This is a genomic window from bacterium, assembly GCA_035505375.1.
Taxonomy (GTDB): Bacteria; Hydrothermota; Tepidihabitantia; order Tepidihabitantales; family Tepidihabitantaceae; genus UBA2258.
This window is the reverse complement of the sequence record DATJQV010000001.1, coordinates 16,188-39,601: the sequence shown is the minus strand read 5'-3', so window position 1 is coordinate 39,601 and position 23,414 is coordinate 16,188. Positions and strand designations below refer to the sequence as shown.

The window sequence follows — 23,414 nt, the reverse complement described above, 5'->3', positions numbered from 1 at the left end:
AGTGACGGAGCCGGAATGGACCCCATAAGGCTGAGCGAACTCGTGACCGCGACCAATGGCCTGTTGGTGAACGGCATGGAGATGAAGGTGACGGGCGTTTCGATTGACACCCGTACATTGAGGCCCGGCGACCTGTACGTTGCGATCCGTGGCAAACGGCTCGACGGGCATCAGTTCTGTGAGCAGGCGGTTGAGAAGGGCGCAGTCGGCGTCGTAGTTGATTCGGAAGCAGCGGTACCGACGGGCAAGGTCGGCATCGTGGTCGCGAATACTACGGAGGCCTTGGGCAGCATCGCTTTCCGCCACCGCGAGCGGATGTCGGCTCGCGTCGTCGCCGTGACCGGTAGCAACGGCAAGACGACCACCAAGGAAATCCTCGCCGGAATCCTCGCGCTCAAGTTCAAGACGCTCAAGCCCGAAGGTAGCTACAACAATGACATCGGTGTGCCGCTGACCGTTCTGCGTATGACCCGCGATATCGAGGCGGCAGTGTTCGAGATTGAGATGAACGAGTTGGGCGGGACCGCACGGCTGGCGCGCATCTGCCGGCCCGAGACCGGGGTGATTACCAACATCGGGGATACGCACCTTGAGTTCATGAAGGACCGGCACGGTGTGGCGCAGGAGAAGGCCGAGTTGCTGCAGGCGTTGCCCGAGAAGGGCGCGGCTGTGCTCAATGCCGATGACCCATTAGTGATGGCCATCGGTGCGACCTATGCGCCGCCTCGCCGAGTCACTTTCGGGCTGGAGCAGAAGGCCGAGGTCTTTGCCACGGACATTGAGGATGCCGGGCTGGCCGGGAGCCGATTCCGGTTGATGGGTAAGTACGATGTCACGCTCGCCATGCCGGGCAGGCACAATGTCGCAAACTGCCTCGCAGCCTGCGCCGGGGCATATGCAATGGGCATGTGGCCCGGCGACATGCCGGAGGCGATTGCCCGGCTCAAGGCGCTGCCGATGCGGCTGCGGGTATCGAAGCTCGGCGACATGACGGTGATTGAGGATTGCTACAACGCCAACCCTCAGTCAGTCGGTGCCGCAATTGAGGTTCTGCAGGAGTGTGGCGAGGTCGATAGGCGTATCGCATTTCTAGGGGATATGCTGGAATTGGGTGAATCAGCGCAATCCCAGCACGAAGCCCTTGGCCGCAAGGTGGGGGCACTTGTAAATAGACTGGTAGTGGTTGGACCTCTAGGCGAACACACTGCCAGAGGTGCCTCTGCGGTGGGATTGGACAGGATTTGGCGGTTTGAGACGTCTGAGCAGGCCAGGGGGGCGCTGTTTGACTTCATCAGACCCGGGGATACAATCCTCGTGAAAGGCTCCCGAGCTATGGCCATGGAAACTATCAGTCAGGAGATTGTGAGACGTTATGGCGAAAGACAATAAACCTATGCCGGCCGACGGGCCGGATTCTTCTTCATTTCCTCCGATTCAATTCACCGACACAACCCTGCGCGACGCGCACCAGTCGCTGTGGGCCACCCGCATGAAGATATCCGACATGCTGCCGGTGCTCGAGCACCTGGACAAGGTCGGTTACTGGTCGCTTGAGATGTGGGGCGGCGCCACGTTCGACGTCTGTCTGAGATACCTGAACGAGGACCCATGGGAGCGACTCAGCGAAATCCGAAAGCGGGTGAAGCACACTCGGCTCCAGATGCTCCTGCGCGGTCAGAACGTGGTCGGGTACAAGAACTACCCGGACGACGTGCTTGAGGAGTTCGTAGCCGAATCGGCCGAGCGCGGGCTGGACGTCTATCGCGTGTTCGATGCCCTGAACGACGCGCGCAACCTCGAACGGGCCATCGAATATGTGAAGAAGGCCGGCAAGCACGCGCAGGGAACGCTCTGCTATGCCATCTCGCCGGTCCATACGATTGACTACTACCTTGCCCGGGCGCACGAGCAGCAGGAGATGGGCATCGACTCCATCTGCATCAAGGACATGGCCGGGATTATCTCACCCACGATGGCGTACGACCTAGTTAAGGCGCTCAAAGAGACCATCGGCCTGCCGGTGCAGCTCCACTGCCATGCGTCGAGCGGCATGGCTGTAGCGGCGTATCTCAAGGCGGCAGAGGCCGGCGTCGATGTGATTGACACGGCGGCCGCGCCGCTGGCGTGCATGACGTCGCAGCCTGCGGGCGAGACCATGGCAGCCACCTTTGCCGGGACGCCGCGCGACCCGAAGCTCAACATGGCTGAGATGGAGATAGTCGAGACGCACTTCGACAAGGTCACGACCGACCAGTGCGTCACGCTACCCAAGATCATCGACTCGATGGTCATCATTCACCAGATTCCGGGCGGGATGGCTTCGAACCTGCGGTCCCAACTCAAGGAACAGAAGGCCGAGGATCGGCTCCATGAGGTGCTGGAAGAGGTGCCGCGCGTGCGTGAGGACCTCGGGTACCCGCCGCTCGTGACGCCGACCAGCCAGATCGTGGGCGTGCAGGCCGTGCACAACGTGCTGGCCGGCGAGCGGTACAAGCGGGTGACCCGTGAGACCAAGGACTATGTGAAGGGTTTGTACGGCCGCGCTCCGGCGCCGATAAGAGAAGCAGTGGCCCTGAAGATACTCGGCGACGAGAAGCCGATAACGGGCAGGCCCGCTGACACGCTTGAACCGGGCATGCCCCGGGCGCGCAAGGAATTGAGCAAGGACCTGGTCAAGAACGAGGCGGACTACATCTCCTACGCGATATTCCCCGAGGTTGCGCTCAAGTTCTTCCAGTGGCGTAAGAACCCGACCGCGCCGGAGCCGGCAAAGACAGCCGACAGCCGACAGCTAGCAGCTAACAGTCGGAGTCCGGAGGCTGTAAGCGGTAAGCTGCAAGCTGTAAGCTCCCCGCCCGAGGACCCGCAGGTGAAGCGATTGCGCGGCCTGATTGAGATTGTTGCCACCCACTCGGTAACCGACTTCGAGTGGGAACACGAGGACGAGAAGGTGAGAATCAGGCGTGGCTCCGGAGAGGGAAGTCCGGCAGCGGCGAAGCATGCAGCTCCGGCCTCGCAATCCGTCGGCGAACCGGCTCAGGTCGCGGCGCAGTCCGCGCCGGAACCCGTGGTTCAGTCGGCGCCCGCGCCGGCGCAGCCGCCGCCAGCAGCGACGTCTGCTGCCAATACTGAAGAAGTGACATCGCCCATGGTCGGGACCTTCTACATCAGGTCCAGGCCCGAATCTCCGCCGTTCATCAAGAAGGGCGATACGGTGGACCCGGGGCAGACGCTCTGTATCGTCGAGGCGATGAAGCTCATGAACGAGATTCAGGCGGAGAAGAAGTGCAGGGTAGTCGATATCCTGGTTGATGACGGCGAGTCGGTCGAATACGGCCAGCCGCTAGTCATCATCGAGCCCATCTAGGTCCCTGAATCCGACATAGAAGCTCACCACAAAGGCACAAAGTCACAAAGAGGGTGGGGAACGGAATCGATCTTGTCTGCTTCGTGTGCTTTGTGTCTTAGTGGTTCAATGTCGGGTTTGGGGTAGTTCAGCGCCGCCCGAGGGCGGCTTCAGCGAAGACCGACAAGCATTCAATCGGCAGGAGGATTAGTGACCGGCAAATACGCAGAAATCACCAAGCGCGCGCTCGCAAACCCGGACGAGTTCTGGGCCGAGCAGGCCGAGAAGCTGCACTGGTTCCGGAAATGGGACACAGTGCTCGACCGGTCGAACGAGCCCTTCTACCGCTACTTCACCGGCGGGCTGACTAACGTGTGCTACAACGCGGTTGACCGGCACGTGCTCGCCGGCGCCGGCGACCGCGTCGCGGTTATCTGGGAAAGCCCGGAAACCGGCCTGTGCCGGAAGATCACCTACCGCGAACTGCTCGATGAGGTCAGCGCGTTTGCTGCTGTCCTGCAGGAACACGGCGTCACGAAGGGCGACCGCGTTCTCATCTACCTGCCGATGGTGCCGGAGACGATGGTGGCGATGCTGGCGTGCGCCCGAATCGGCGCGCCCCATGCCGTGGTATTTGCCGGCTTCAGCACCGAGTCGCTGGCCGACCGGATTGACGACGCGGGAGTGAAGCTTGTCGTCTGCGCCGACGCGGGTAAGCGTAAGCAGAAGACGGTTGACCTGAAGGGCATCGCGGACAAGGCGCTCGAACTCGCCAAAAACAAGGTGCCGGTCGTCATCGTCTTTGACCGGGGACTCGGCAAGTGGAACCGGGTTGAAGGTCGGGACAAGCTCTGGTCCGAAGAGATGGCCAAGCACCGCGGGGCGAAGGTCGATTGCGTGCCGGTCGAGTCGAGCCACCCGCTGTATCTTCTGTACACGTCCGGCACGACCGGGAAGCCCAAGGGCGTGGTGCGCGATAGCGGCGGCCACATGACCGCGCTCGCGTCCTCGATGCCGCTGATTTACGGCACGAAGCCGGGCGACGTCTACTTCTCCACGTCGGACTTCGGGTGGACCGTCGGGCACAGCTACGTCTGTTACGCGCCGCTGCTGGCCGGGCTGACCACTGTCGTGTATGAGGGTACTCCGGACTTTCCCGACCCGGGAATCTGGTGGCAAGTGTGCGAGAAGCACAAGGTGAACGTGATGTTCTCGGCGCCGACCGCGATGCGGATGCTGCGCAAGTTCCCTTCGGACTGGTTCGAGAAACACGACCTGTCGGCCCTGCGCTACATCTTCCTTGCCGGCGAGCCGCTGGACGAGCCGACCTGGCGTTGGGCCAAGGATGCGCTGAAGAAGCCGGTCATCGACCACTACTGGCAGACCGAATCGGGCTGGCCCATGCTTTCCAACATGCCCGGGGTCGAAATGCTGCCCTTCAAACCGGGCTCACCCACCAAGGCCGTGTACGGCTGGGACCTGATTGTTGTCAACGAGAACGGGGACGAAGTCCCGTTTGGGACACGCGGGCTCTTGGTGGCGCGACCGCCGCTGCCCGCCGGTACGTTCCTTACTCTTTGGGGCGACGACGACCGATACGTCCAGACCTACTGGAAGCACTTCCAGAACAAGTCGCTCTTCTACACTGGCGACTACGCCATTCGCGACGAGGAAGGCTACTTCTGGGTCTTGGGCCGGGCCGACGAGGTCATCAACATCGCCGGGCACCGGCTGGGCACCCGCGAAGTTGAGGAAGTCATCTCAGGGCATCCGGCCGTGGCTGAAGCCAGCGCGGTCGGCGTGGCCGACGAGCTGAAGGGGCAGGCGGTCGTGGGCTTCGTGGTCCTGAAGCAGGGACAGGAACCGAGCGACGCCACCCGCAAGTCGATCATCAATCTCGTCCGAGAGAAGATCGGTGCGATTGCCGCGCCCCGCGACGTCCAGTTCGTGAAGATGCTGCCCAAGACCCGCTCGGGCAAAGTCATGCGCCGTGTGCTCAAGGGCATCACCGAAGGCGCCAAGATGGGCGACCTGACCACACTTGAAGACGGTGCCTCGGTCGATGAAGTGAAGAAGGCGGTCGAGATCATGACCGGCAACGCCGACAAGTAGCAACACAAGTCCATCATGACCAAGGGCGGGCGTTCGCGCCCGTCCTTCATCTATCGGCCGACGACCGACAGGCGGCCCGAATCAGCCGACACCCGCAATGGGTTGGATGGGCAGGTGGGATCTGCCAAACCGGCGGAGGTGGAAGGCCGAGGGCTTACAGCTCACGGCCGACGGCCACGCCGGAAGTCCAGGCCCGAAACTGGGAAGTGGCTACCGGAACCTGGAAACTCGCGGCCCATGGCCGCGTCAATCTGCAATCTGCAGTCTAGAGTTTGCAGTGCCTTCTGTTGTTTCTTGACAACACTTCGGGACGCGTTATCCTCGGTTTGTGGCGACCCAGTGCATCACCAAAGAAACGCTCCTGTCCAGGCGGGCCGAGATTCTGGCCGTAGCCCGGAAGCGCGGTGCCCGGAACGTGCGTATCTTCGGCTCGGTTGCGCGCGGTGAAGCCGGGCCCGACAGCGACGTCGACATCCTGGTGGAGTTTGAGCCCGGCCGGAGTCTTCTGGACCACGCGGGTCTGATGCTTGATCTCAGCGAACTGCTCGGCTGCAAGGTGGATGTCGTGACGGACCGCGGACTCCGGCCTCGTATTCGCAACAGAGTGCTGCTCGAAGCCGTTCCTCTGTGAGAAGCGACCGCGAGAGGTTGCTCGACATCCTGGAGGCAATCGAGCAGATTGAGAAGTACGTGGGCAAGGGACGAGCGGCCATCGAACGAGACGAGCTGCTCCAGACGTGGTTCGTCCATCACGTACAGGTCATCGGAGAGGCCGCCGGCAGGCTCAGCGACGAGCTTCGTGCTCAGCATCCTGACGTGCCATGGGCAGAGATCGTCGCTATGCGCAACGTGCTGGTTCACGAATACTTCGGCGTGGACGTCGAGGAAATATGGACCACGGTTCAGTACGACGTGCCGAAGTTGAAGCCGAAACTCGCGTCCATCCTTGCCGGGTTGCCAACCGACTCCTAAGGCTGCGCCAGCGATTACAAGCTGCTCTCAGCTAATTGACTAGCTTCGCAGTCCGACCGCAATGGCTGATGGCTGGGGAGACGCCGTCCGTAATCTGCAATCTAGGATCCTGAATCTGCAATTCCCTTGCTGGTCCGTCGGAAGCTGCTAGCTGTCGGCTGTGGGCGGTAGGCTCGTTCCGGGCGGGCGGGCGGAATCTGCCGAGATGTCCCGCAGCAACCCTAATGGGTGACTGTCCCTCATCCCCCGGTTGCTCTTTCTAGGGTGACCCGAAGGCGGCATATATGTCATCGAAGATGCGCGCGAACTCACACGTCCCACCTGCATCCTTGGAGCATGACTCAATCCCCGACGCTGACATGCGCTGAGCGACCACGTGGCCGGCATCCTTGAGTTTGTCGCGCGTTCGTTTGCCCAACGGAGCCCCAGCTAGATCTGTCGGCTTCCCGTATTGTGGGATTAGACAGTCAATTGCCGTCACCTGTTTCACTACGTTCTGGTCAAGATAGTTCTCTATTGCCGTGCGTTCGAGGAAGCAGCAGAGGCTGCATGTCGGTGGGATAGCTGCTTGGAGGGCGGTTGCCTTCTGCCCCAGCGGACCGCCAGCCGACATTCTGTCGCTGTCTCCGAGAACTGCCCATCTGAGATGAGCTTCATCCATGCAGCGGGTTGTTACATTGAACTTGACGTTATCCACGCCGCCGCATTGCAGGAACATGACTTTGCCCGGTTGCATCTTCGTCCTACCTGCTTTGCTCAGTTCGTCTAACACGGAGGTGTAGAAGCGCACGTCTCGCGGACCCTCCACGAGGATGATGTAGTTCTTACCGACGAGTCGGTCCGATGCCTCGACACCCAGTTCTTCTGCGATCTGTCTGGCGTCGATATGTGGCTTCTGCGTTACGTTGGCTTTGTTGTCGGCACGTGTCACGAGAGCCACGTCTTGCATTTTCGCCTCTGCCACGAAGACCGGTGAGTGAGTTGTGAAGACAACAGCATGTCCGAGGTTCGCGAGTTCAGAAAAGGCCTCTATGAGGTCACGCTGCGCACCGGGGTGGAGGTGCACCTCCGGTTCCTCCACTGCGAAAACGTACTTAGGGCCGTTAGGCGTATGCATCGAGGCAGCCGCCTCATACTGGAGGTATGCAACCATGAAGAGCCGCCGTATCCCGGCTCCCCGTAATTCGTACGGCGTATCTTGGCCCGCAAGATCGCCACAGGTCAGTCCGATGCCGTCAACTGCCTTCTTCCAGTTTACCTTGGGTTCCGCCTTCAGCGACGTCACTGAGTCAGTTAGGTGGCAGAGACGGTCGTACACCTTGTCGAATTCCTGCTGCACTGTCGCGCGGATGTCATCCTCTATCTGCTTTGCACCCGTGTGCGCAGCGAGGGCCTTGTCTACTATTCCCTTGAACTGGTTCTGCACGGCCGTTTCCTCAATGCCGTAGTCCGCGGTATCCGTGAAGAGGACGAATTCGGGAAGCACCTCTCGCAACGCTGCTTCAACGTCTGAGACGTCCACCCACGCCTCGCGAAGTCCCTTGCCATCGGCTTCTGCCTTGCGGCGAAGACTCTCGCGCTTGGCTTGGTTTGTCTCTCGGCCCGCTCGCGTGGCAGTCAGCCCCTGCGCCTCTAGCAGGGAGAGCAACTGCTCCTGGTTCTTTGTCGCGAGGGGAAACAGCGCATCGTCGTCCACGTCTTGGACGAGCGCTTCTAACCTCAATGTGCCCTTGACGGAAGCAACCAAGCGGAGACGCAGCAACCCGCTTCCATCAATGAGACGGTCGGACGTTAGATTGATCTTGTTCTTCGCGTCGATCTTGACTTCCTGGGACGAGAGCGCGCTCGGCTTCAGTGCTACTTCGATTTCGACCTCAGCTTTCGCGTTCTGACCGTGTATCTCCGCGAGAGGCAGACCCTTCTTGGGCGGACTAAAGAAGACCCTAAGTGCGTGCAGCAGAGCTGACTTACCGACGTCGTTCCGGCCAACTACGGCCGTCATGCTACCCATCTTGACGAGTCCGCTGTCCTCGAAAGCCCTGTAGTTCTTAATCCGCAGTTCTGCTAGGGGCAATAGACCCTCCTTGTGGCGTCGAACGTACCGCTCACACTAGTCACCCTTTGCGACGTTCAGCAAATGAGGTACGGCTCTGCTAGAGCGCAGCACACCAAGCGCCATCACGGCCGCCCCTTGCACGTACTCGTCAGGGTCACGCAGAAGCTCGATCAGTGGCCGCTCCGCTGACTTGCACCCACCCAGACCTAGGGCGCGAGCGGCACCGAATCTGGTGTAGCTGTTTGAGTCGTTCAGGGCTCCAAGCAACGCTGCGGTCGCTGGTTTGCCAATTCGTGCCAGCGCTTCGCAAGCAGCTCTGCGTGTGGCCCATGACTGGTCGGGGAGGAGCCCCACGAGAGTGTGGATTGCCCGAATGTCATCCAAGGTGCCTAGTGATTCTATCGCTGCATCCTGTTCGGGGTGACCCGGAGAGGCCGCTGCCGCTATTAGTTCATCGATCGCCCGACGCGAGCCGCGTCTGGCACGTTTGGCTAAGTTGTCGACGCCGCCCACGGGGCTCGGGGTCGTCCGTTGAAGAATGACTCTCTTGGCTGAAGCCGTGCCAATGGAGCGCAGGGCCTCTTCGGCAGAGTCCCGCACTGTCTTGTATCTGTCGCCGAGGGCCGGCACCAGCAGCGGGACTACCTTGTCTCCGCCTAGCTGACCTAGCAGGTGCGCCGCAGAAGCGCGCACGAACCACCTCTCATGTTGCATGAGCGGAACTATGTAGCCCACAGCTTCTGACCCGACCTCAGCGACCCTTGTGCGAGCAGCTCTGCGGACATCCGCGCTGACGTCAGTAAGGCAGTTGACCAGAACTGGAATAGCCTTCTTGCCGCGCAACTTGGCCAGCCATTCAAGTGCTACGATTCGGGCTGAGGTCGGGCCGCCTACAGCTATCTTTGTTAGAGCAGCGACAGCCTCTGTGTTACCGATCTGACCCAATGAGCGTGCTGCTGCCTTTGGTACATCGAAGCCACGCGCAGTCGCGCTTGCGGGCGAGGAGTCTTTCGTGATGCTCCGCACATGTTTGACTTTCCCTGGACCGGGAAAAACCGAATCACTTTCCATGACTGGAATCTCCTTCAGGGGAAGAAAGCGGGCACTTCCCATATTACCAGCCTCCGTCAGGGTCGAGCGGGTCACTTTGCGTGCCTGATTGTGGCTTGTCACGGGCGACGGGCGCGGCCATGTCTGCCATCTCGCGCTCAACTCGGTCCGCGGTTTCTTCCGCACGCGCTAGCCGCTCGGCGACAGTCTTGCCCTGACGCCGGCGCTCAGCTTCCGATTCGGCTCTGATCCGGTGGAGCCAGTCGAGCCAGTCCAGACCGTCAATCATCATCGAACAATACTCTTCGACTGTGCGGGTGGGGCGGTGGCCGTTGCTTCACGGCCATAGGATACCTTCGGTCGAGTGAATGTCAACATGGCTACGCGGGACGAGGTCACGGCAAAGGAGAAGCCCAGGTGACGCAACAGGCGATTCCCAACGCTGCGCGCGGGTGGATTTCGGGGTCGCGAAAGGCCCAAAAGAACTGATGGTTCAGTAATTCTCCGAAGCTAGTCATAAGTAAAGTACTCTCAGCCCGTTAAGCCCTGTTGCGTCGCGGGAAGTTCGCATATAGGGGTCGCCCGGGGGCATGCCCTTTGAGGAGCTTTCGACCAAGCCATGAAACGAGCCTTGAAATGAGCTTTGATCTGAGCTTTCAGGCGAGCTTCTGCGCGAGCTTTCGCCGGAGCTTTGCAGCGAGCGATGTGAGAAGCGATGCGCTGAGCTTTGAGATGAGCAATGCACGAAGCGATGAAGCGAGCTCTGAAATGAGCGATGGAAGATGCTATGAAGTACGCTTTCGAGCATGCTTTCTAAGGTACTTTCCGGCGAACTTTGAGTGGAGCTTTCCGGCGTGCTCTTGTCGCAGCTTTGAGCCGCGCGTTTGCCGGTCCAAGGGGCAAGGAATCAAGTGGGCGAGCAGGACGAGGCTAAGGCTGAGGTTGAGGTGAGGACATAGGTCGAGGTTAAGGTTCAGGTTGAGGTTGAGCCCGGCAGAAGATGCGGGCGGGTTCGGATGAAACTGAGGGCGGCAGTCACGCCGCCCTCACGTCGTCGTCCGCGAGTCTATCGACTAGTAGATGGGCAGGTACTTATCCAGCTCCCACTGGGTTACCTGCATTCCTGATTCGGCGCATTCCTGCCGCTTTGCTTCGATGAACCGGGCGGAGATGTGGGGTCCCAGCGCTTCCTGAACGGTCTCGTCCTTTTCCATCTCATCCAGCGCTTCGGTGAGCGAGGCCGGCAGTGTGCTGATATGTTGCTTGCGTAGCTTGGCTTCATCGAGCTGGTAGAGGTTCTCGTCGGTCGGCGGCGGTGGCTCGATCTGTTTCCGGATTCCCTCCAGTCCGCACTTCAGCATTACCGCGAAGGCAAGGTAGGGATTGCAGCTCGGGTCCGGGCAACGCAACTCGGCCCGAGCAGTCTCGGTCTTGTCCGGGGCGAACTGCGGGATGCGGATGAGAGCCGAGCGGTTGATCCGGCCCCACGCGACATAAACCGGCGCTTCGTAGCCCGGCACCAGCCGTTTGTAGGAGTTGACCAACGGCGACAGTATTGCCGACATTCCTCGGGCGTGGGCCAGTTGTCCGGCGATGAAATGGCGGGCAATCTTCGACAACCCGTGTTCCTCCCGGCGGTCGTAGAAGGCGTTCTTGCCGCTCGCGATACCGAAAAGGCTCTGGTTGGTGTGCATGCCGGAGCCATTGATACCGAACACGGGCTTAGGCATGAATGTCGCGTGCAGGCCGTGCCGTTGGGCGACCGTCTTGAGCGTGAGTTTGAACGTCAGCGTGTTGTCGGCGGTCCGGAGTGCATTGTCGTAACGGAAGTTGATTTCATGCTGCCCGACCGCGACTTCGTGATGGCTGGCTTCGACCTGCATGCCGAATTCGTGGAGAGCGTTGACCATTTCTTTGCGGACCTCGTAGGCTTCATCGGTCGAGTAGTCGAAGTAGCCCGCCTTGTCGTGAGGGGTAGAGTGGAGTCCATCCTTCTTGAAGAGGAAGAACTCGCATTCCGGAGCGGTGATGAAGCGAAAGCCGGCGGCCTCGGCTTCTTTGAGAGCACGGATGAGTACGTGGCGGGGGTCTGCAGCCGAGGGTTTCCCGTCCGGTCCGAATACGTTGCAGATGAGGCGGGCCGTGGTGTTCTCGCCCCGTTCCCAGGGGATGATGCAGAATGTGTCGAGGTCGGGCTGCAGGTACATGTCGCTCTCGGCGATGCGGGCAAAACCTTCCACCGAAGATCCGTCGAACCAGACTCCGCTCTCGATGAAACCGGGCAGCCGGGTCGCGGGCATGGTGACGCTCTTGACCATGCCGAAGATGTCGGCGAACTGCAGATTGACGAACCGTACCTTCTCCGCTGCGGCGTGTTTTAGAATCGCGGCAGCCTTACGGGCCGCGTCCTTAGGGTAAGCCATTGTTGTTCCTCCTGAGCGACGCGAGGCGCCTCCGCGCGGTGCATTCAGGCCGGGGGCCTCGGTCATTGTCAGACAGCGTAGCGGCCGACTCCCGATCGTCAAGCGGCGCAGCATCAGCCCGGGCGGCGAATTCGGACCTTGGATTGACTTTGCGGTGTTTTGTGGCAAGCTTACAGGCGTGAAACGTATCGAAAACGCCATCCTCGAGAAGGACATCAAGTTCCTCGATCTCAAGTACTCGGATCTGACCGGCCGCCTCCGGCACGTGACGTTGCCGGTCGAGCAACTGGAGCGTGCGGTCAAGGAAGGCGTCGGGTTCGACAGCTCGGCAGTCGCCGGGTTCCGGGCCGTTGATGCCGGCGACATGGTGCTGAAGCCGGACCTCGACTCGGCCTTTGTCGACCCATTCACCCAGGAGCCGACGATCTCCTGTTTCGCCGAGATCTACGAGAGCGACGGCAAGCGCAGGTACGAGCGCGACCCGCGCGCCATCCTGCAACGGGCAATTGCGGTGCTCGCGAAGGAAACACACGCCGACGAGGTGATGGTCAGACCGGAGTTTGAGTTCTACCTGTTCAACAAGGCCGAGTTCTGGACCGACCAATCGTCGGCAGTCTATCGAATCGAGACCGACGAACTGAGGCACGACGACCCGTCGGGCTTCTCTTTGTTCAAGGGTCCGGCCTATCACGTTGCCCCGCCTTTCGACCGCAGCTCCGATTTCCGCTCCGAGCTTTCATTGCTGATGGCTCAGTGCGGCGTGCCGGTGAAGTATCACCATCACGAAGGCGGTCGCTATTCGCAGGTCGAGGTCGAACCGGTGTTCCTGCCCGCCATGCGCTCGGCCGACGGCATCATGCTGAGCAAGTACCTGGTGCGCAACCTCGCGTTCAAGCACGACAAGAGCGCGACGTTCATGCCCAAGCCGATATTCGGTGAAGCCGGGTCCGGCATGCACCTGCATATGTACCTGCAGAAGAGAGGGGGCGGGGGGCAGGGGGCGGGGGGCGAGGGCGAAGGTACGTCGATGTTCGGCGATGAGAAGGCGGCGGCCAAGCTATCGCCGATGGCGCTTCACTACATCGGCGGCATCCTGAATCACGCGCCCAGCCTTTGCGCGCTGACCAACCCGAGCACCAATTCCTACCGCCGGCTGGTTCCGGGCTACGAAGCGCCGGTGCTCATCTTCTTCTCGGTGGCCAACCGGACCGCGGCTATTCGCATCCCTGGCTACGTCACTAAGGCGGCCGAGATGGCAATCGAGTACCGGATTCCCGATGCGACTGCCAATCCGTACCTTTCGATGGCCGCAGTGCTGATGGCCGGGCTGGATGGAATCCGTAACAAGGTCGACCCGGGCATGCCGCTCAGCGGCAGGCTCGATTCGCTCGACTTAGGCAAGAAGGCCGTTCCATTCTCTCTTGTGCGGGCGCTGGATGAGCTGAAGCAGGACAGCCGTTACCTCACACATGATGGCGTCTTTTCGAAGGAGACCATCGACAAGTGGGTGGAGATCAAGATGGATGAGGTCGAGGCGGTCGCCCGCCGGCCTCATCCGTGGGAGTTCAGTCTGTACTATGGCTGCTGATTCTGGACCGGTCGCCAACTTCGAGGACCTGCTGGGGCGGGCCCGGGCACGCGGCACCCGGCGTTGCGTGGTCGCGTGTGCTGAAGACTGCGCCACTATCGAGGCATTGCACGCCGCCAGGCAGGCCGGCATCGCCGAAGGCGCTCTCTACGGGGACGAACAGCGCATCGCAACCATCTGCCAGAGCCAGAAGTTCTCTGCCGCAGACTTCGAGATTCACAATACCTCCTCGCAGGCCGAGTCGATCCGGCAGGCAATCTCGGACGTGGCCGGCAAAGGCGATTTCCTGATGAAGGGCCAGGTCGACACCGCGACCTTCATGCATGGCGTGCTCGACGAGGCGAACGGACTGCGCGGCGACCGGATACTGAGCCATGTCGCGTTGCTGGCGCTACCGACCTACAAGAAGGTGCTGTTTGTTACCGATGGCGGCATCAACGCTCAGCCGGACCTGCGACGGAAGATAGACATAGTGCGGAACGCCATCGAACTGGCGCGGTTCCTGTGCATAAACAGGCCTTTGGTCGCGCTCCTGTCGGCGGTCGAGAAGATAACGCTCAATGTCGCGGACACCCTGGACTGGGCGATTGTGGCGAGAATGGGAGACCAGGGCGAGTTCGGTGAGGCCGTGATTGAGGGACCGCTCGCCCTTGATATCGCCTTTTCACCGGAGGCGGCGAAGATCAAGCGGGTCGCGAGCGAGGTGTCGGGCAACGTTGACATACTGGTAGTGCCGTCGCTCGCAACCGGGAACATCCTGGCCAAGGGGCTCCAGTACCTGGGCGGGGCAAAGTGCGCCGGTATCATCGTCGGGGCACGGAAGCCGATTGTGATGTTGTCCCGGGCCGATTCGGCAGAAACCAAGCTGTATTCAATTGCCTTGGGCAATCTGGCATCATGAGGAAGTGTCGAGTGACGAATGGCGAGTGACGAGTGATTAGGTCCGGATTCTCCTCACCCCATCCCTCTCCTCTGAGAGGAGAGGGAGAGCGTAGCGAGGGTGAGGAGGGGAAAGGTAGCAAATCATGAGCGGTGAGCGGAAAGCGATCTTGACCGACAAGGCGCCGAAGCCGATTGGGCCATACAGTCAGGCCGTGCGGTACGGCAATCTGGTCTTCGCGTCCGGGCAGATACCGATTGACCCGAACACCGGCAACCTGGTGACGGGCGACATTGTGAAGGAGACAGAGCAGGTGTTCGCCAACCTTGCCGCGGTTCTCGCCGCGGCCGGTACTGACCTGAGCCGGGTGGTGAAGACCACGGTGTTCCTGACCGACATGGGCCTGTTCGGCAAGGTCAACGAGGTGTACGCCCGCTATTTCCGCGAACCGTTTCCTGCTCGCTCGACCATTCAGGTCGCGGCCCTGCCCAAGGGAGTCTCGGTTGAGATCGACGTCATCGCTGAAGCCTAGCCTGCTGTTTGCGTTCGCGGTCTCCGTGGCCGCGGGCATGAGCACAGGCGATATCGCGCGTGTGCGGGAACTCGGCTATCTGCAGCAGTATGACTCCGCGCTGGCAATTACCGCCGCGGCAATCCAGGCAGAGCCGACTGACCCGGCCGGGTACTACTGGCAGGCGGCCGTGCTTCAGCTTTTCATCAACGATTCCGGACGCGGGGTGCTTGCGGACTCCTTCTTCGCACTCAGCGACCACGTGTTGATGCTCTGCCGGCAGCAGTTGGCCGAGGATCCGGAAGACGCGCAGGCCCACCTTTACTTCGGTTTGACCCAGCTCAACCGCTCGAGCTTTCTCGGTTGGCAGGGACGGAAGATGTCCGCGGGCAAGGCGATGCTGGACGTATCCCCGCACCTGGATGCGGCCCTGAGACGAGATTCGAGTCTGGCCGAGGCGCGACTCGCATCGGGCATGATTGACTACTACAAGGCGACGTCGTCGAAGTACACGTTGGGTCTGCATCTGATGGGGTCGCGTCCAAGAGCATACGCCGTCGTCCGGCCCATGGCGGACGGCGACGGGCCGCTCAAGGGGCCGGCGGAGATGATGATGGCCATGATGCTCAAGACCGATGAGCGATACGATGAGGCAGTTGACTACTGCAAGCGGGTGCTCGCTATCTATCCCGGCAACAGAAGCGTTATGCGCACGATGCGCGACGCATACTTCAAGGGCGGGCGCTACGCCGACGCAGTTCAGGTGGGGGCGGTACTGGATTCAGCGATACCACGGGCGTTTCCCGACGACAAGTATTCCATGGCCGAGAACTGGGACGTATGCGGCAAGGCCTACACGCAGATGGGCAAGAAGGACGAAGCGCGGGAACGGTTCAACCGTGTGATTGCGTGGGAGCCGTATCAGGACGACGTTCCCTGGCTACCGCACTACGTCAGCGAATGCAAGCAGTGGCTGAAGAAACTGTGAGGAATTGACGAGTGTCGAGCGGGAAGCGCCAGTCCCAAGTCTCGAGGCCAACTCGGTAGCAATCCTCGGGGTCGGCAACAGGCTGCGCGGGGACGATGCAATCGGCTGCATCGTATGCGACGAGATCCAGAAGGTTGAGGCTAAGGTCAAGGTCAAGTTTGGGACCTCAACCTTAGCCTCAACCTCTCTCTTCGTCCTCGACTGCGGCAGCACGCCGGAGAACTACGTCCAGCCGGTCGCGGTCCGAAAGCCCACCCACATACTCGTGGTTGACTGCTGCCACTACGGCGCAAAACCCGGCGAGTTTCGTCTGTTCAGCCGCGAGGAGGTCGACGGTTTGTCGTATGGCCTGCTCTCGACTCACACTCTGCCTCTCACCCTAACGATAGAGATGCTCTCGATGGAGACGGGAGCGACAGTCGAACTGCTCGGCATCCAACCGGAGAGTATCGAGTTCGGGGAAGAGCTGTCCCACCCGGTCCGGCGCGCCTTGCCCGGCGTGGTCGCGTCCGTACGGGACTGGGCTGGGGAATTTCAGACCGGCGCGTGAGCGCTGTCTGGATGTGGTGCGGCCCACATCCGACGCGGGACGTTTCAGTTTCGAGTCCGGGGCGCGGTCAGCGCTTGACCGGGTGGTTGCCGAGGGTGTAGAGCTTCTTCGAGCCGCGGCGTTTGATCGCGTTGCGCGCATCGAGAATCAGCCGGCTGTGCTTGAAGATGAAGTCGTAGTCGAAGCACTTGTGGTCGGTGAGAATCACGACGCAGTCGGCCGACTTGAGCGCCTTCGCAGTCAGCGGCACCGACTTGAACCCGGTTCCATTGAAGTGAATCTGCGGCACGTATGGGTCGTGGTAGTCAATTCTCTTGACCTTGCCATGGGTCAGTTCCATTACTTTGATCGCCGGTGAGTGGCGCGTATCCTCGACGTTGCCCTTGAACGCCGCGCCGAGGATTAGCAACCTGGCCTTGGAGGCGGCGATGCCGTTGATGCCCAGCACTTCGGTAATCCGGTCGGCGACGTAGAATGGCATGCCCTCGTTGGTTTCGGCCGCGAGCTCGATGAAGTTTGAGTGGAAGTCGTACTCGCGGGCCTTCCACGCAAGGTAGTACGGGTCGATCAGAATGCAGTGGCCGCCGATGCCGGGCCCGGGATAGAACGGCATGTAGCCGAACGGTTTGGACGAAGCGGCGTTGATGACTTCCCAGATGTCGATGTTGCCCATCCGGTCGCACATCATGGCCATTTCGTTGACGAGAGCGATGTTGACGCTGCGGAAGATGTTCTCGAGTAGCTTCGACATCTCGGCAGCGCTCGGCGAGGAGACGCGGACAACCCGCTCGACAAATCGTGAGTAGAAGTCTACCGTCAGGTCGGTGCAGGCTTTGGTGACCCCGCCGACCACGACCGGCGTGGTCTTCGTGTTGAACGTGTGGTTGCCCGGGTCGATGCGTTCCGGTACGAATGCCAGGTAGTAGTCGCGGCCGACTTTCCGACCCGGTTCGTCCAGGATGGGCTGCAGGACTTTCTCGGTCGTCTCCGGGTAGGTTGTCGAGCGGAGGACGACAAGCTGACTTGGCTTGAAGTGCTTCGCCACTTCGCGGCCCGCGTCCTGGATGAAGGACACGTCGGGGTCTTTGGAGGCGGTGAAAGGCGTCGGCACGCAGATGTTGATGATGTCGCACGACGCCAGGACCTTGAAGTCGGATGTGGCGGTGAACTTGCCGCTCTTCGTGACTTCGGCCACGTCCGAGTCTTTGACGTCGCCGATGAAGCTCTTGCCTTTCAGCACCGCGGCCACCTTTGTCTTGTCGACGTCCAAACCCACTGTCGTGAAACCGGCGCGCGCGATTTCGATGCTCAAGGGCAGGCCGACATAGCCGATGCCGATGACCGCAACCTTTGCCTTTCTTTCATGGATTCTCTTTGCCAGGTCCATGGTGTCCTCCTATGCAGTAAACAAAGTGGTCCTGTGGTCTAGTGATCGAGTCACGGAACATGACCGCTGGGGCAGCCAAAGCCCGAAGTCCGAGACACGAGTGACGATTCAATGGGTAAACCCGAAATCCGAAGCACGAATGACGACTGAATGACGAAGCCCGAATTCCGGATTGGTCCTTATCCGCACCTCGAGTTTCAATCGGTATTCGCATTTCGAACTTCGTCATTTCTCTTCTACCACGCTGTCCGGTCGAGTGTGCGATACTGCACCGCCTCGGTGATGTGGGACGGCTGTATGTTCTCTTTGCCTTCCAGATCGGCGATAGTGCGCGCGACTTTGAGCACGCGATGGTAGGCGCGGGCCGAGAGCCCGAGCCGGTCAATCGCGGCCCGCAGGATTTCGTCGCTCTGGGCCGAGACCGGGCAGAAGCGGCGGATGAACTGCGGTCCCATTTGGGCGTTCGAGTAGACCGGGTGGCGCGAGTTCGTCGCGGCAAACCTGGCGAGCTGGGTCCGGCGTGCCCGGGCGACCCGTTCGGCGACTGCTCTGGAACTCTCGCCCGCCCGTTTGGTCGAGATGTCGTCGTACTTGAGCGCCGGCACTTCGATATGGATGTCAATGCGGTCGAGTAGCGGTCCGGAAATCTTGCTCCGGTAGTGGCGAATCTTCTGCGGCGAACAGGAGCAGGCGTGGCGCGGGTCACCGGCGAAGCCGCAGGGGCACGGGTTCATGGCGCAGACGAGCATGAACCTTGCCGGGAAGGTGAAGGTCGAGCGGGCCCGGCCGATTGTGACCTCTCCATCTTCGAGCGGCTGGCGCAGGGCCTCGAGCACGTCGCGCCGGAATTCGGGCAGCTCATCGAGAAAGAGCACTCCGTTGTGGGCGAGCGATGCCTCGCCCGGTCGCGGCACGGTGCCGCCGCCGATCGCGCCCGATTCCGAGACGTTGTGGTGCGGGGAGCGGAACGGCCGGGTCGCGACCAACGGCCGGTCCGGTGAGAGCGCGCCGACCACGCTGTGAATCCGGGTCGCCTCCAGCGCCTCGGGCAATGTCATTGGCGGCAGGATGGTCGGCAGCCTCCGCGCCAGCATGGTCTTGCCCGAGCCGGGCGGCCCGATCATCAGCGCGTTGTGGCCGCCGGCCGCGGCAATCTCAAGGGCGCGCTTGGCGTGTTCATGGCCGTGGACCTCGGCAAGGTCAACAGACTGAATCGCGGCTTGGGCAAAGAGTGCGGCGATGTCGGTGTGCGTCGGCTCGATGGTGGCTGCGCCGTTGACGAAGTTGACTGCCTCGACCAAAGAGCCGACGGCGTAGACCGGCAGGCTCTCGACCATCGCGGCCTCGGTCGCGTTCTGAGTCGGCACGATGAGCCCGCGCAAGCCCGCGAGCTGCGCCGCGACCGCCATCGAGACCGCACCTTTGATGGGGCGGACCGAGCCGTCGAGCGATAACTCGCCGAGGAATGCGAGGTCGCGCAGCGCCTCCGGCTGGATGATTCCGCCGGCAGCGAGAATGCCGACCGCCATCGGCAGGTCGAAAGCCGCGCCTTCTTTCTTGACGTCGGCCGGCGCGAGATTGACCGTAATCTTGCGGTTGGGGAACGTGAAGCCGGAGTTCTTGATTGCCGCTTGGACGCGGTGCTGTGACTCTTTGACCGCGGCGTCAGGCAGGCCGACGATGTTGAACGCCGACAGACCGTGGGTGATGTCGGTCTCGACGGTCACGATGTAGCCGTCGACCCCGTACACCGCGGCCGACTGCACGCGCGACAGCACTAGAGTGCTCCGACGATGTGGTCGAACTCGGGTCGCCGCCCTCTGAGCGTGACGCCAAGCACGTCGAACCTGACGTCGGCCGTTTCCAGGTTGTGCTTCACCAGGTATTCCTCGACAAGCCGGCGCAGTTTCGCCTGCTTGCGCTGTGTCACCGACTGGTCGGGCCGCGCGAAGTCGGTTTCATTGCGGGTCTTCACCTCGACGAATACGAGCGTGTCCCGGTCGCGGCAGACCAGGTCGATTTCGCCCAGCCACGTCGTGTAGTTGCGTTCGAGAATCTCCCAACCGATTTCCCGGAGGTGGGAAGCGGCAAGGTCCTCTCCCTTCCGGCCCAGCGGTTTCGCTTTCACTGGGCCGAGGCGACGAGGTCGCGTACCGGTGAGAATGTTCGGCGGTGGATGGGGGAGACGCCGAGTTCCTTCAGCGCCTGCACGTGCGCCGCGGTACCGTACCCCTTGTGCCGGTCAAGCCCGTAGCCGGGGTAGCGCCGGGACAAGCGGGTCATCAGCCGGTCGCGCCAGACCTTGGCAATGATTGAGGCGCAGGCGATGGAGAGGCTCGAGCTGTCGCCGTGGATGATCCCACGGCAGGGAAGGTCGATTTCCGGGATTGCCCAGCCGTCGGCAAGGACGAGTTCCGGCCGGACTTGAAGTCGCCGGACGGCAAGCCGCATGGCGTGGAAGGTACCGTTGGCGATGTTGTGTCTTTCGATGAAGCGGCTGCCGGCCCACGCGACTGCCCAAGCCAGGCTGCGGCGCTTAATCTCGGGTTCGAGGCGTTCGCGCCGGAGAGGAGTCAGTCTCTTGGAGTCATCGGCGCCGTCGATATCCGTGTGGGGTGGGAGGATAACGGCCGCGGCGACCACCGGCCCAGCCAAGGCCCCCCTTCCTACCTCGTCCACGCCGCAGAAGAGGGTGCTACTCTGCCACAGTTCCAGGTCTAGGTTGCTCTTCACCCCGCTGCTCTTGGAGCATCGCCTCGCGGCCGGTCCGATTGCGCAGATAGTAGAGCTTGGCCCGTCGGGCCTTGCCATGCCGTTTCACCTCGACCTTGGCGACGGCCGGCGTGCCGTACGGGAAGATGCGTTCGATGCCGTAGCCGCGGCTTACCTTGCGGACGGTAAAACTGCGGTTCGGGCCGGCCCCGCGGATCTGGATGACCGTTCCCTCGAACAATTGCAGGCGTTCCTTGTCGCCTTCGACAATCCGCACGTGGACCGCGACACTGTCGCCGGGCCGCAGCTGCGGGATCTGGGCCGGCTCGTGCCGGACCGGCGCGGCTTTAGCTTCTTTCGGAGCTTCCTTCTTAGCCATTGATGATCTCCTTCTGTAGTTCCCGGCAAAGGAACTCGCGCTCGGACTCGGTCAGGGCTTCATTGCGCAGGAGTTCGGGCCGGCGCCGGGCGGTAGTTTTCAGAGCCTGTTCCCGGCGCCAGCGGGCGACCGAGGCGTGGTCGCCGGACACCAGCACTTCCGGGACTTCGCGGCCGCGAAACTCACGCGGCCGGGTGTAATAGGGGGCGTCGAGGATGCCGGCCGAAAACGAGTCGGTCGCAACCGAATCCTCGTCGCCGACCGCGCCGGGCAAAAGCCGGGCGATGGCCTCGATGATGACCACGGCCGCGGCCTCGCCGCCGGCCAGCACATAGTCTCCGACCGAGACCTCACGGTCAGCCAGCATGCGGACGCGCTCGTCAACGCCCTTGTAGCGGCCGCAAACGAGCACGAGGTGTTCGGCGCGGCTGAACTCCTCGGCCATCGGCTGCGAGAAGCGCTCGCCTTGGGGGGAGAGGAGTACGACGAGGCTTTCCGGCCGGCGCGCAGTATCGATTGCCACAGAGAGGGGCTCGGGTTTCATCACCATGCCGGCGCCACCGCCGAACGGGTAGTCGTCGACGGTGCGGTGGGCGTCGGTGGTGAAGTCCCGGGGGTTGGTCAAACTGATCGCGAGCTTGCCGTCAGCGCGCGCGATACGCGTCGGTCCGCAGTCGAAGGGACCGGCGAAGTATTCGGGGAACAGCGTGATGACGGATGCCTGCATGGATCGGAATGACGGTCGGGTCCGCGGGTGGTCTAGCCGATTACGTCAATCGTTGCGTGCTTGTCGAGCTTGCGGGCCGCCGCTCTGACAATCGCCCGAATCGCGTCGATGGTATTGCCCTGCCGGCCGATGACCTTGCCCTGGTCGCCCGGCATGACCTTGACTTCATAGGTGAGTGTCCGCTCGCCAGCGAGTTCGGTGACCTTGATCTGGTCCGGGTGGTCGACGAGTGCCTTCACGATGTGCTCGATCATCTCTTTCATGGTCTACTCCTTGGGTGTGTCTGTCGGTGTCGCGCTCTCCGGTGTGGGGACGGGTTCGGTTGCTACGGTCGCGGTCTCCGCGCTGTCGCCGTTCGCGGCCTCGGCCGCCGGCGCGTGCTGCCGCGCGTAGCGGCTCATGAGCCTGCCAACCGTGCCCGAGGTCTGCGCGCCCTTCGTGATCCAGTGGCCGATGCGCTCGGCGTCCAGTTCCAGGAATTTCGTACGCGGGTCATAGTGGCCGACCGATTCGAGGTATTCGCCATCGCGCGCCTTGCGCGAGTCAATCACGACCAGCCGGTAGGCAGGTCGGTTGCGAAGTCCCATGCGCCTTAGTCGAATCTTGAGCAAAGTGATCTCCTTATCTGAGCCCAAACGATAGCGAAAACGCCCGGATTGTCAATCAATTCCGCCTCTGATACGTGGGTGCTGGGGTCTCTGGACGCCGGTCGAAGGTCATGCGGACGGCACGAGTTGCCGCCCGGAGGGCATCGAGCGACCCGAACGGCCGCCGCAGCATCAGCGAACGGGCAGTTCGATCACTTTGCGTCTTCGGGCTTGACCCGGTGGACAGAGGAGCTAGGATTCGACAACATGAAGCGCGAGTTCATCATCTGCGATGTCTTTGCACGGAGGCGATTTGAGGGAAATCAGCTCGCAGTGTTTCGCGACGGGAGAGGACTCACGGCTGAGGAGATGCAGGTTCTTGCCCGTGAGATTCACTTCAGCGAGACAACTTTCATCTTGTCGGATAAGCCGAACGAGCGCGGCTGGCCGGTGCGCATCTTCACGCCGGCCCGTGAAGTGCCGTTTGCCGGGCATCCGACACTGGGAACGGCATACGTGTTGTGGGATCGATTCCTCGGACGCAAGGCGGACGAGGTCAGGCTGGACCTGAAGGCAGGTGTAGTGCCGGTCGCGGTTGAAGAAAACGGAGCGCGACTGGTGATGACTCAGGTTCCGCCCGTGTTCGGCTCGACCGTCGAGCCGGAAGCGGCGGCCCGGGTGCTTGGCCTGTCGCCTGGCGACATCGACATCCACTATCCGGTTCAGGAGGTTTCCACCGGGCTGTCTTTCCTGATTGTCCCGGTAAAGACGCTGGCTGCGGCGCGCGGCATCAAGCTGAACCTGGCCGAGTACTATCGGCTGATTGACCGGCTTGAAGCCAAGGCGGTGCTGGCGTTCTCGGAGGAGACCGTTAAACCTCAGTGTCGTCTGCATGTACGCGTGTTCTGCGACTACTACGACGTGCCGGAGGACCCGGCCACCGGCAGCGCCAACGGCTGTCTCTGCGCCTGGCTGGTTCGTCACAGATACCTGGGTGGAAATGAGTTCGCAATCCAGACCGAGCAAGGCATTGAGGTCAACCGGCCTTCGCTGCTGTACCTGCAGGGGCAGGAGAGCGACGGCCACATTCGCGTGCGGGTCGGCGGTGGTGTTGTCGTGTCGGGCAAAGGCGAGTTTGAACTCTAG

General features: G+C 61.7%; 23 protein-coding genes. 11 read left to right on the top strand and 12 right to left on the bottom strand.

The genetic code is table 11. The features are described 5' to 3' along the window. Positions 1-15: 15 nt before the first annotated feature. The 5 genes from murF to VMH22_00165 all read left to right on the top strand — a co-directional run bounded on the left by murF (position 16) and on the right by VMH22_00165 (position 6,430). On the top strand, positions 16-1,389 hold the full coding sequence (murF, locus tag VMH22_00185) for a UDP-N-acetylmuramoyl-tripeptide--D-alanyl-D-alanine ligase (GenBank protein ID HTW90111.1): 1,374 nt from the start codon (positions 16-18) through the stop codon (positions 1,387-1,389). Beyond that, the gene (gene accB, locus VMH22_00180) at positions 1,373-3,367 is read left to right on the top strand and encodes an acetyl-CoA carboxylase biotin carboxyl carrier protein (protein HTW90110.1); all 1,995 of its coding nucleotides are present in this window, start codon (positions 1,373-1,375) and stop codon (positions 3,365-3,367) included. The genes murF and accB overlap by 17 nt, the downstream gene beginning before the upstream one ends. Positions 3,368-3,556: 189 nt before the next feature. Continuing rightward, a complete protein-coding gene (gene acs, locus VMH22_00175; protein HTW90109.1) occupies positions 3,557-5,458 on the top strand; it encodes an acetate--CoA ligase in 1,902 nt (633 codons plus the stop codon). A gap of 328 nt (positions 5,459-5,786) precedes the next feature. Further along, complete coding sequence (locus VMH22_00170; GenBank protein HTW90108.1) at positions 5,787-6,089, top strand: nucleotidyltransferase family protein; 303 nt, start codon at positions 5,787-5,789, stop codon at positions 6,087-6,089. Further along, positions 6,086-6,430, top strand: a complete 345-nt coding sequence (locus VMH22_00165; GenBank protein HTW90107.1) for a DUF86 domain-containing protein — start codon at positions 6,086-6,088, stop codon at positions 6,428-6,430. The genes VMH22_00170 and VMH22_00165 overlap by 4 nt, the downstream gene beginning before the upstream one ends. Before the next feature lie 259 nt (positions 6,431-6,689). Here VMH22_00165 and VMH22_00160 read toward each other — a convergent pair whose 3' ends face one another. From VMH22_00160 to VMH22_00145, 4 genes are all read right to left on the bottom strand, one after another. Further along, positions 6,690-8,504: an AAA family ATPase gene (locus VMH22_00160; GenBank protein HTW90106.1), complete on the bottom strand. Its 1,815-nt coding sequence runs from the start codon at positions 8,502-8,504 to the stop codon at positions 6,690-6,692. Between the two features lie 36 nt (positions 8,505-8,540). Further along, positions 8,541-9,557: a HEAT repeat domain-containing protein gene (locus VMH22_00155; GenBank protein ID HTW90105.1), complete on the bottom strand. Its 1,017-nt coding sequence runs from the start codon at positions 9,555-9,557 to the stop codon at positions 8,541-8,543. A gap of 43 nt (positions 9,558-9,600) precedes the next feature. Continuing rightward, the gene (locus VMH22_00150; protein ID HTW90104.1) at positions 9,601-9,828 is read right to left on the bottom strand and encodes a hypothetical protein; all 228 of its coding nucleotides are present in this window, start codon (positions 9,826-9,828) and stop codon (positions 9,601-9,603) included. A gap of 781 nt (positions 9,829-10,609) precedes the next feature. Beyond that, complete coding sequence (locus tag VMH22_00145) at positions 10,610-11,959, bottom strand: glutamine synthetase family protein (GenBank protein HTW90103.1); 1,350 nt, start codon at positions 11,957-11,959, stop codon at positions 10,610-10,612. Positions 11,960-12,137: 178 nt separating this feature from the next. On the opposite strand from VMH22_00145, the gene glnA reads away from it, so the two are divergent. From glnA to VMH22_00120, 5 genes are all read left to right on the top strand, one after another. Further along, complete coding sequence (glnA, locus tag VMH22_00140; GenBank protein HTW90102.1) at positions 12,138-13,547, top strand: type I glutamate--ammonia ligase; 1,410 nt, start codon at positions 12,138-12,140, stop codon at positions 13,545-13,547. Then, entirely contained in the window at positions 13,537-14,448 is a 912-nt protein-coding gene (locus tag VMH22_00135) for a bifunctional enoyl-CoA hydratase/phosphate acetyltransferase (protein ID HTW90101.1), read from the top strand. Before glnA ends, VMH22_00135 begins: the two co-directional genes overlap by 11 nt. 124 nt (positions 14,449-14,572) lie before the next feature. Further along, positions 14,573-14,959, top strand: a complete 387-nt coding sequence (locus VMH22_00130; GenBank protein ID HTW90100.1) for a RidA family protein — start codon at positions 14,573-14,575, stop codon at positions 14,957-14,959. Next, the gene (locus VMH22_00125; protein HTW90099.1) at positions 14,931-15,926 is read left to right on the top strand and encodes a tetratricopeptide repeat protein; all 996 of its coding nucleotides are present in this window, start codon (positions 14,931-14,933) and stop codon (positions 15,924-15,926) included. Before VMH22_00130 ends, VMH22_00125 begins: the two co-directional genes overlap by 29 nt. A gap of 4 nt (positions 15,927-15,930) precedes the next feature. Continuing rightward, positions 15,931-16,476, top strand: a complete 546-nt coding sequence (locus tag VMH22_00120; protein HTW90098.1) for a hydrogenase 3 maturation endopeptidase HyCI — start codon at positions 15,931-15,933, stop codon at positions 16,474-16,476. Between the two features lie 67 nt (positions 16,477-16,543). On the opposite strand, the gene VMH22_00115 is transcribed toward VMH22_00120, so the two are convergent. From VMH22_00115 to rpsP, 8 genes are all read right to left on the bottom strand, one after another. Then, positions 16,544-17,863: a nucleotide sugar dehydrogenase gene (locus VMH22_00115; protein ID HTW90097.1), complete on the bottom strand. Its 1,320-nt coding sequence runs from the start codon at positions 17,861-17,863 to the stop codon at positions 16,544-16,546. A 236-nt stretch (positions 17,864-18,099) separates the two neighbouring features. Then, positions 18,100-19,641: a YifB family Mg chelatase-like AAA ATPase gene (locus tag VMH22_00110; protein ID HTW90096.1), complete on the bottom strand. Its 1,542-nt coding sequence runs from the start codon at positions 19,639-19,641 to the stop codon at positions 18,100-18,102. Continuing rightward, positions 19,641-19,991 (bottom strand): YraN family protein, encoded by a 351-nt coding sequence (locus tag VMH22_00105; GenBank protein ID HTW90095.1) that lies wholly within the window; start codon positions 19,989-19,991, stop codon positions 19,641-19,643. Before VMH22_00105 ends, VMH22_00110 begins: the two co-directional genes overlap by 1 nt. Continuing rightward, positions 19,988-20,596 (bottom strand): ribonuclease HII, encoded by a 609-nt coding sequence (locus tag VMH22_00100; GenBank protein ID HTW90094.1) that lies wholly within the window; start codon positions 20,594-20,596, stop codon positions 19,988-19,990. Before VMH22_00100 ends, VMH22_00105 begins: the two co-directional genes overlap by 4 nt. After that, positions 20,559-20,954: a 50S ribosomal protein L19 gene (gene rplS, locus VMH22_00095; GenBank protein ID HTW90093.1), complete on the bottom strand. Its 396-nt coding sequence runs from the start codon at positions 20,952-20,954 to the stop codon at positions 20,559-20,561. Before rplS ends, VMH22_00100 begins: the two co-directional genes overlap by 38 nt. Beyond that, positions 20,947-21,681, bottom strand: coding sequence for a tRNA (guanosine(37)-N1)-methyltransferase TrmD (trmD, locus tag VMH22_00090; GenBank protein ID HTW90092.1), 735 nt, complete (start codon positions 21,679-21,681; stop codon positions 20,947-20,949). The genes rplS and trmD overlap by 8 nt, the downstream gene beginning before the upstream one ends. Positions 21,682-21,713: 32 nt before the next feature. Then, positions 21,714-21,944: a KH domain-containing protein gene (locus VMH22_00085; GenBank protein HTW90091.1), complete on the bottom strand. Its 231-nt coding sequence runs from the start codon at positions 21,942-21,944 to the stop codon at positions 21,714-21,716. 3 nt (positions 21,945-21,947) lie between these two features. Further along, entirely contained in the window at positions 21,948-22,292 is a 345-nt protein-coding gene (gene rpsP, locus VMH22_00080; GenBank protein HTW90090.1) for a 30S ribosomal protein S16, read from the bottom strand. Positions 22,293-22,535: 243 nt separating this feature from the next. Here rpsP and VMH22_00075 point away from each other — a divergent pair, with 243 nt between their 5' ends. After that, a complete protein-coding gene (locus tag VMH22_00075) occupies positions 22,536-23,414 on the top strand; it encodes a PhzF family phenazine biosynthesis protein (GenBank protein ID HTW90089.1) in 879 nt (292 codons plus the stop codon).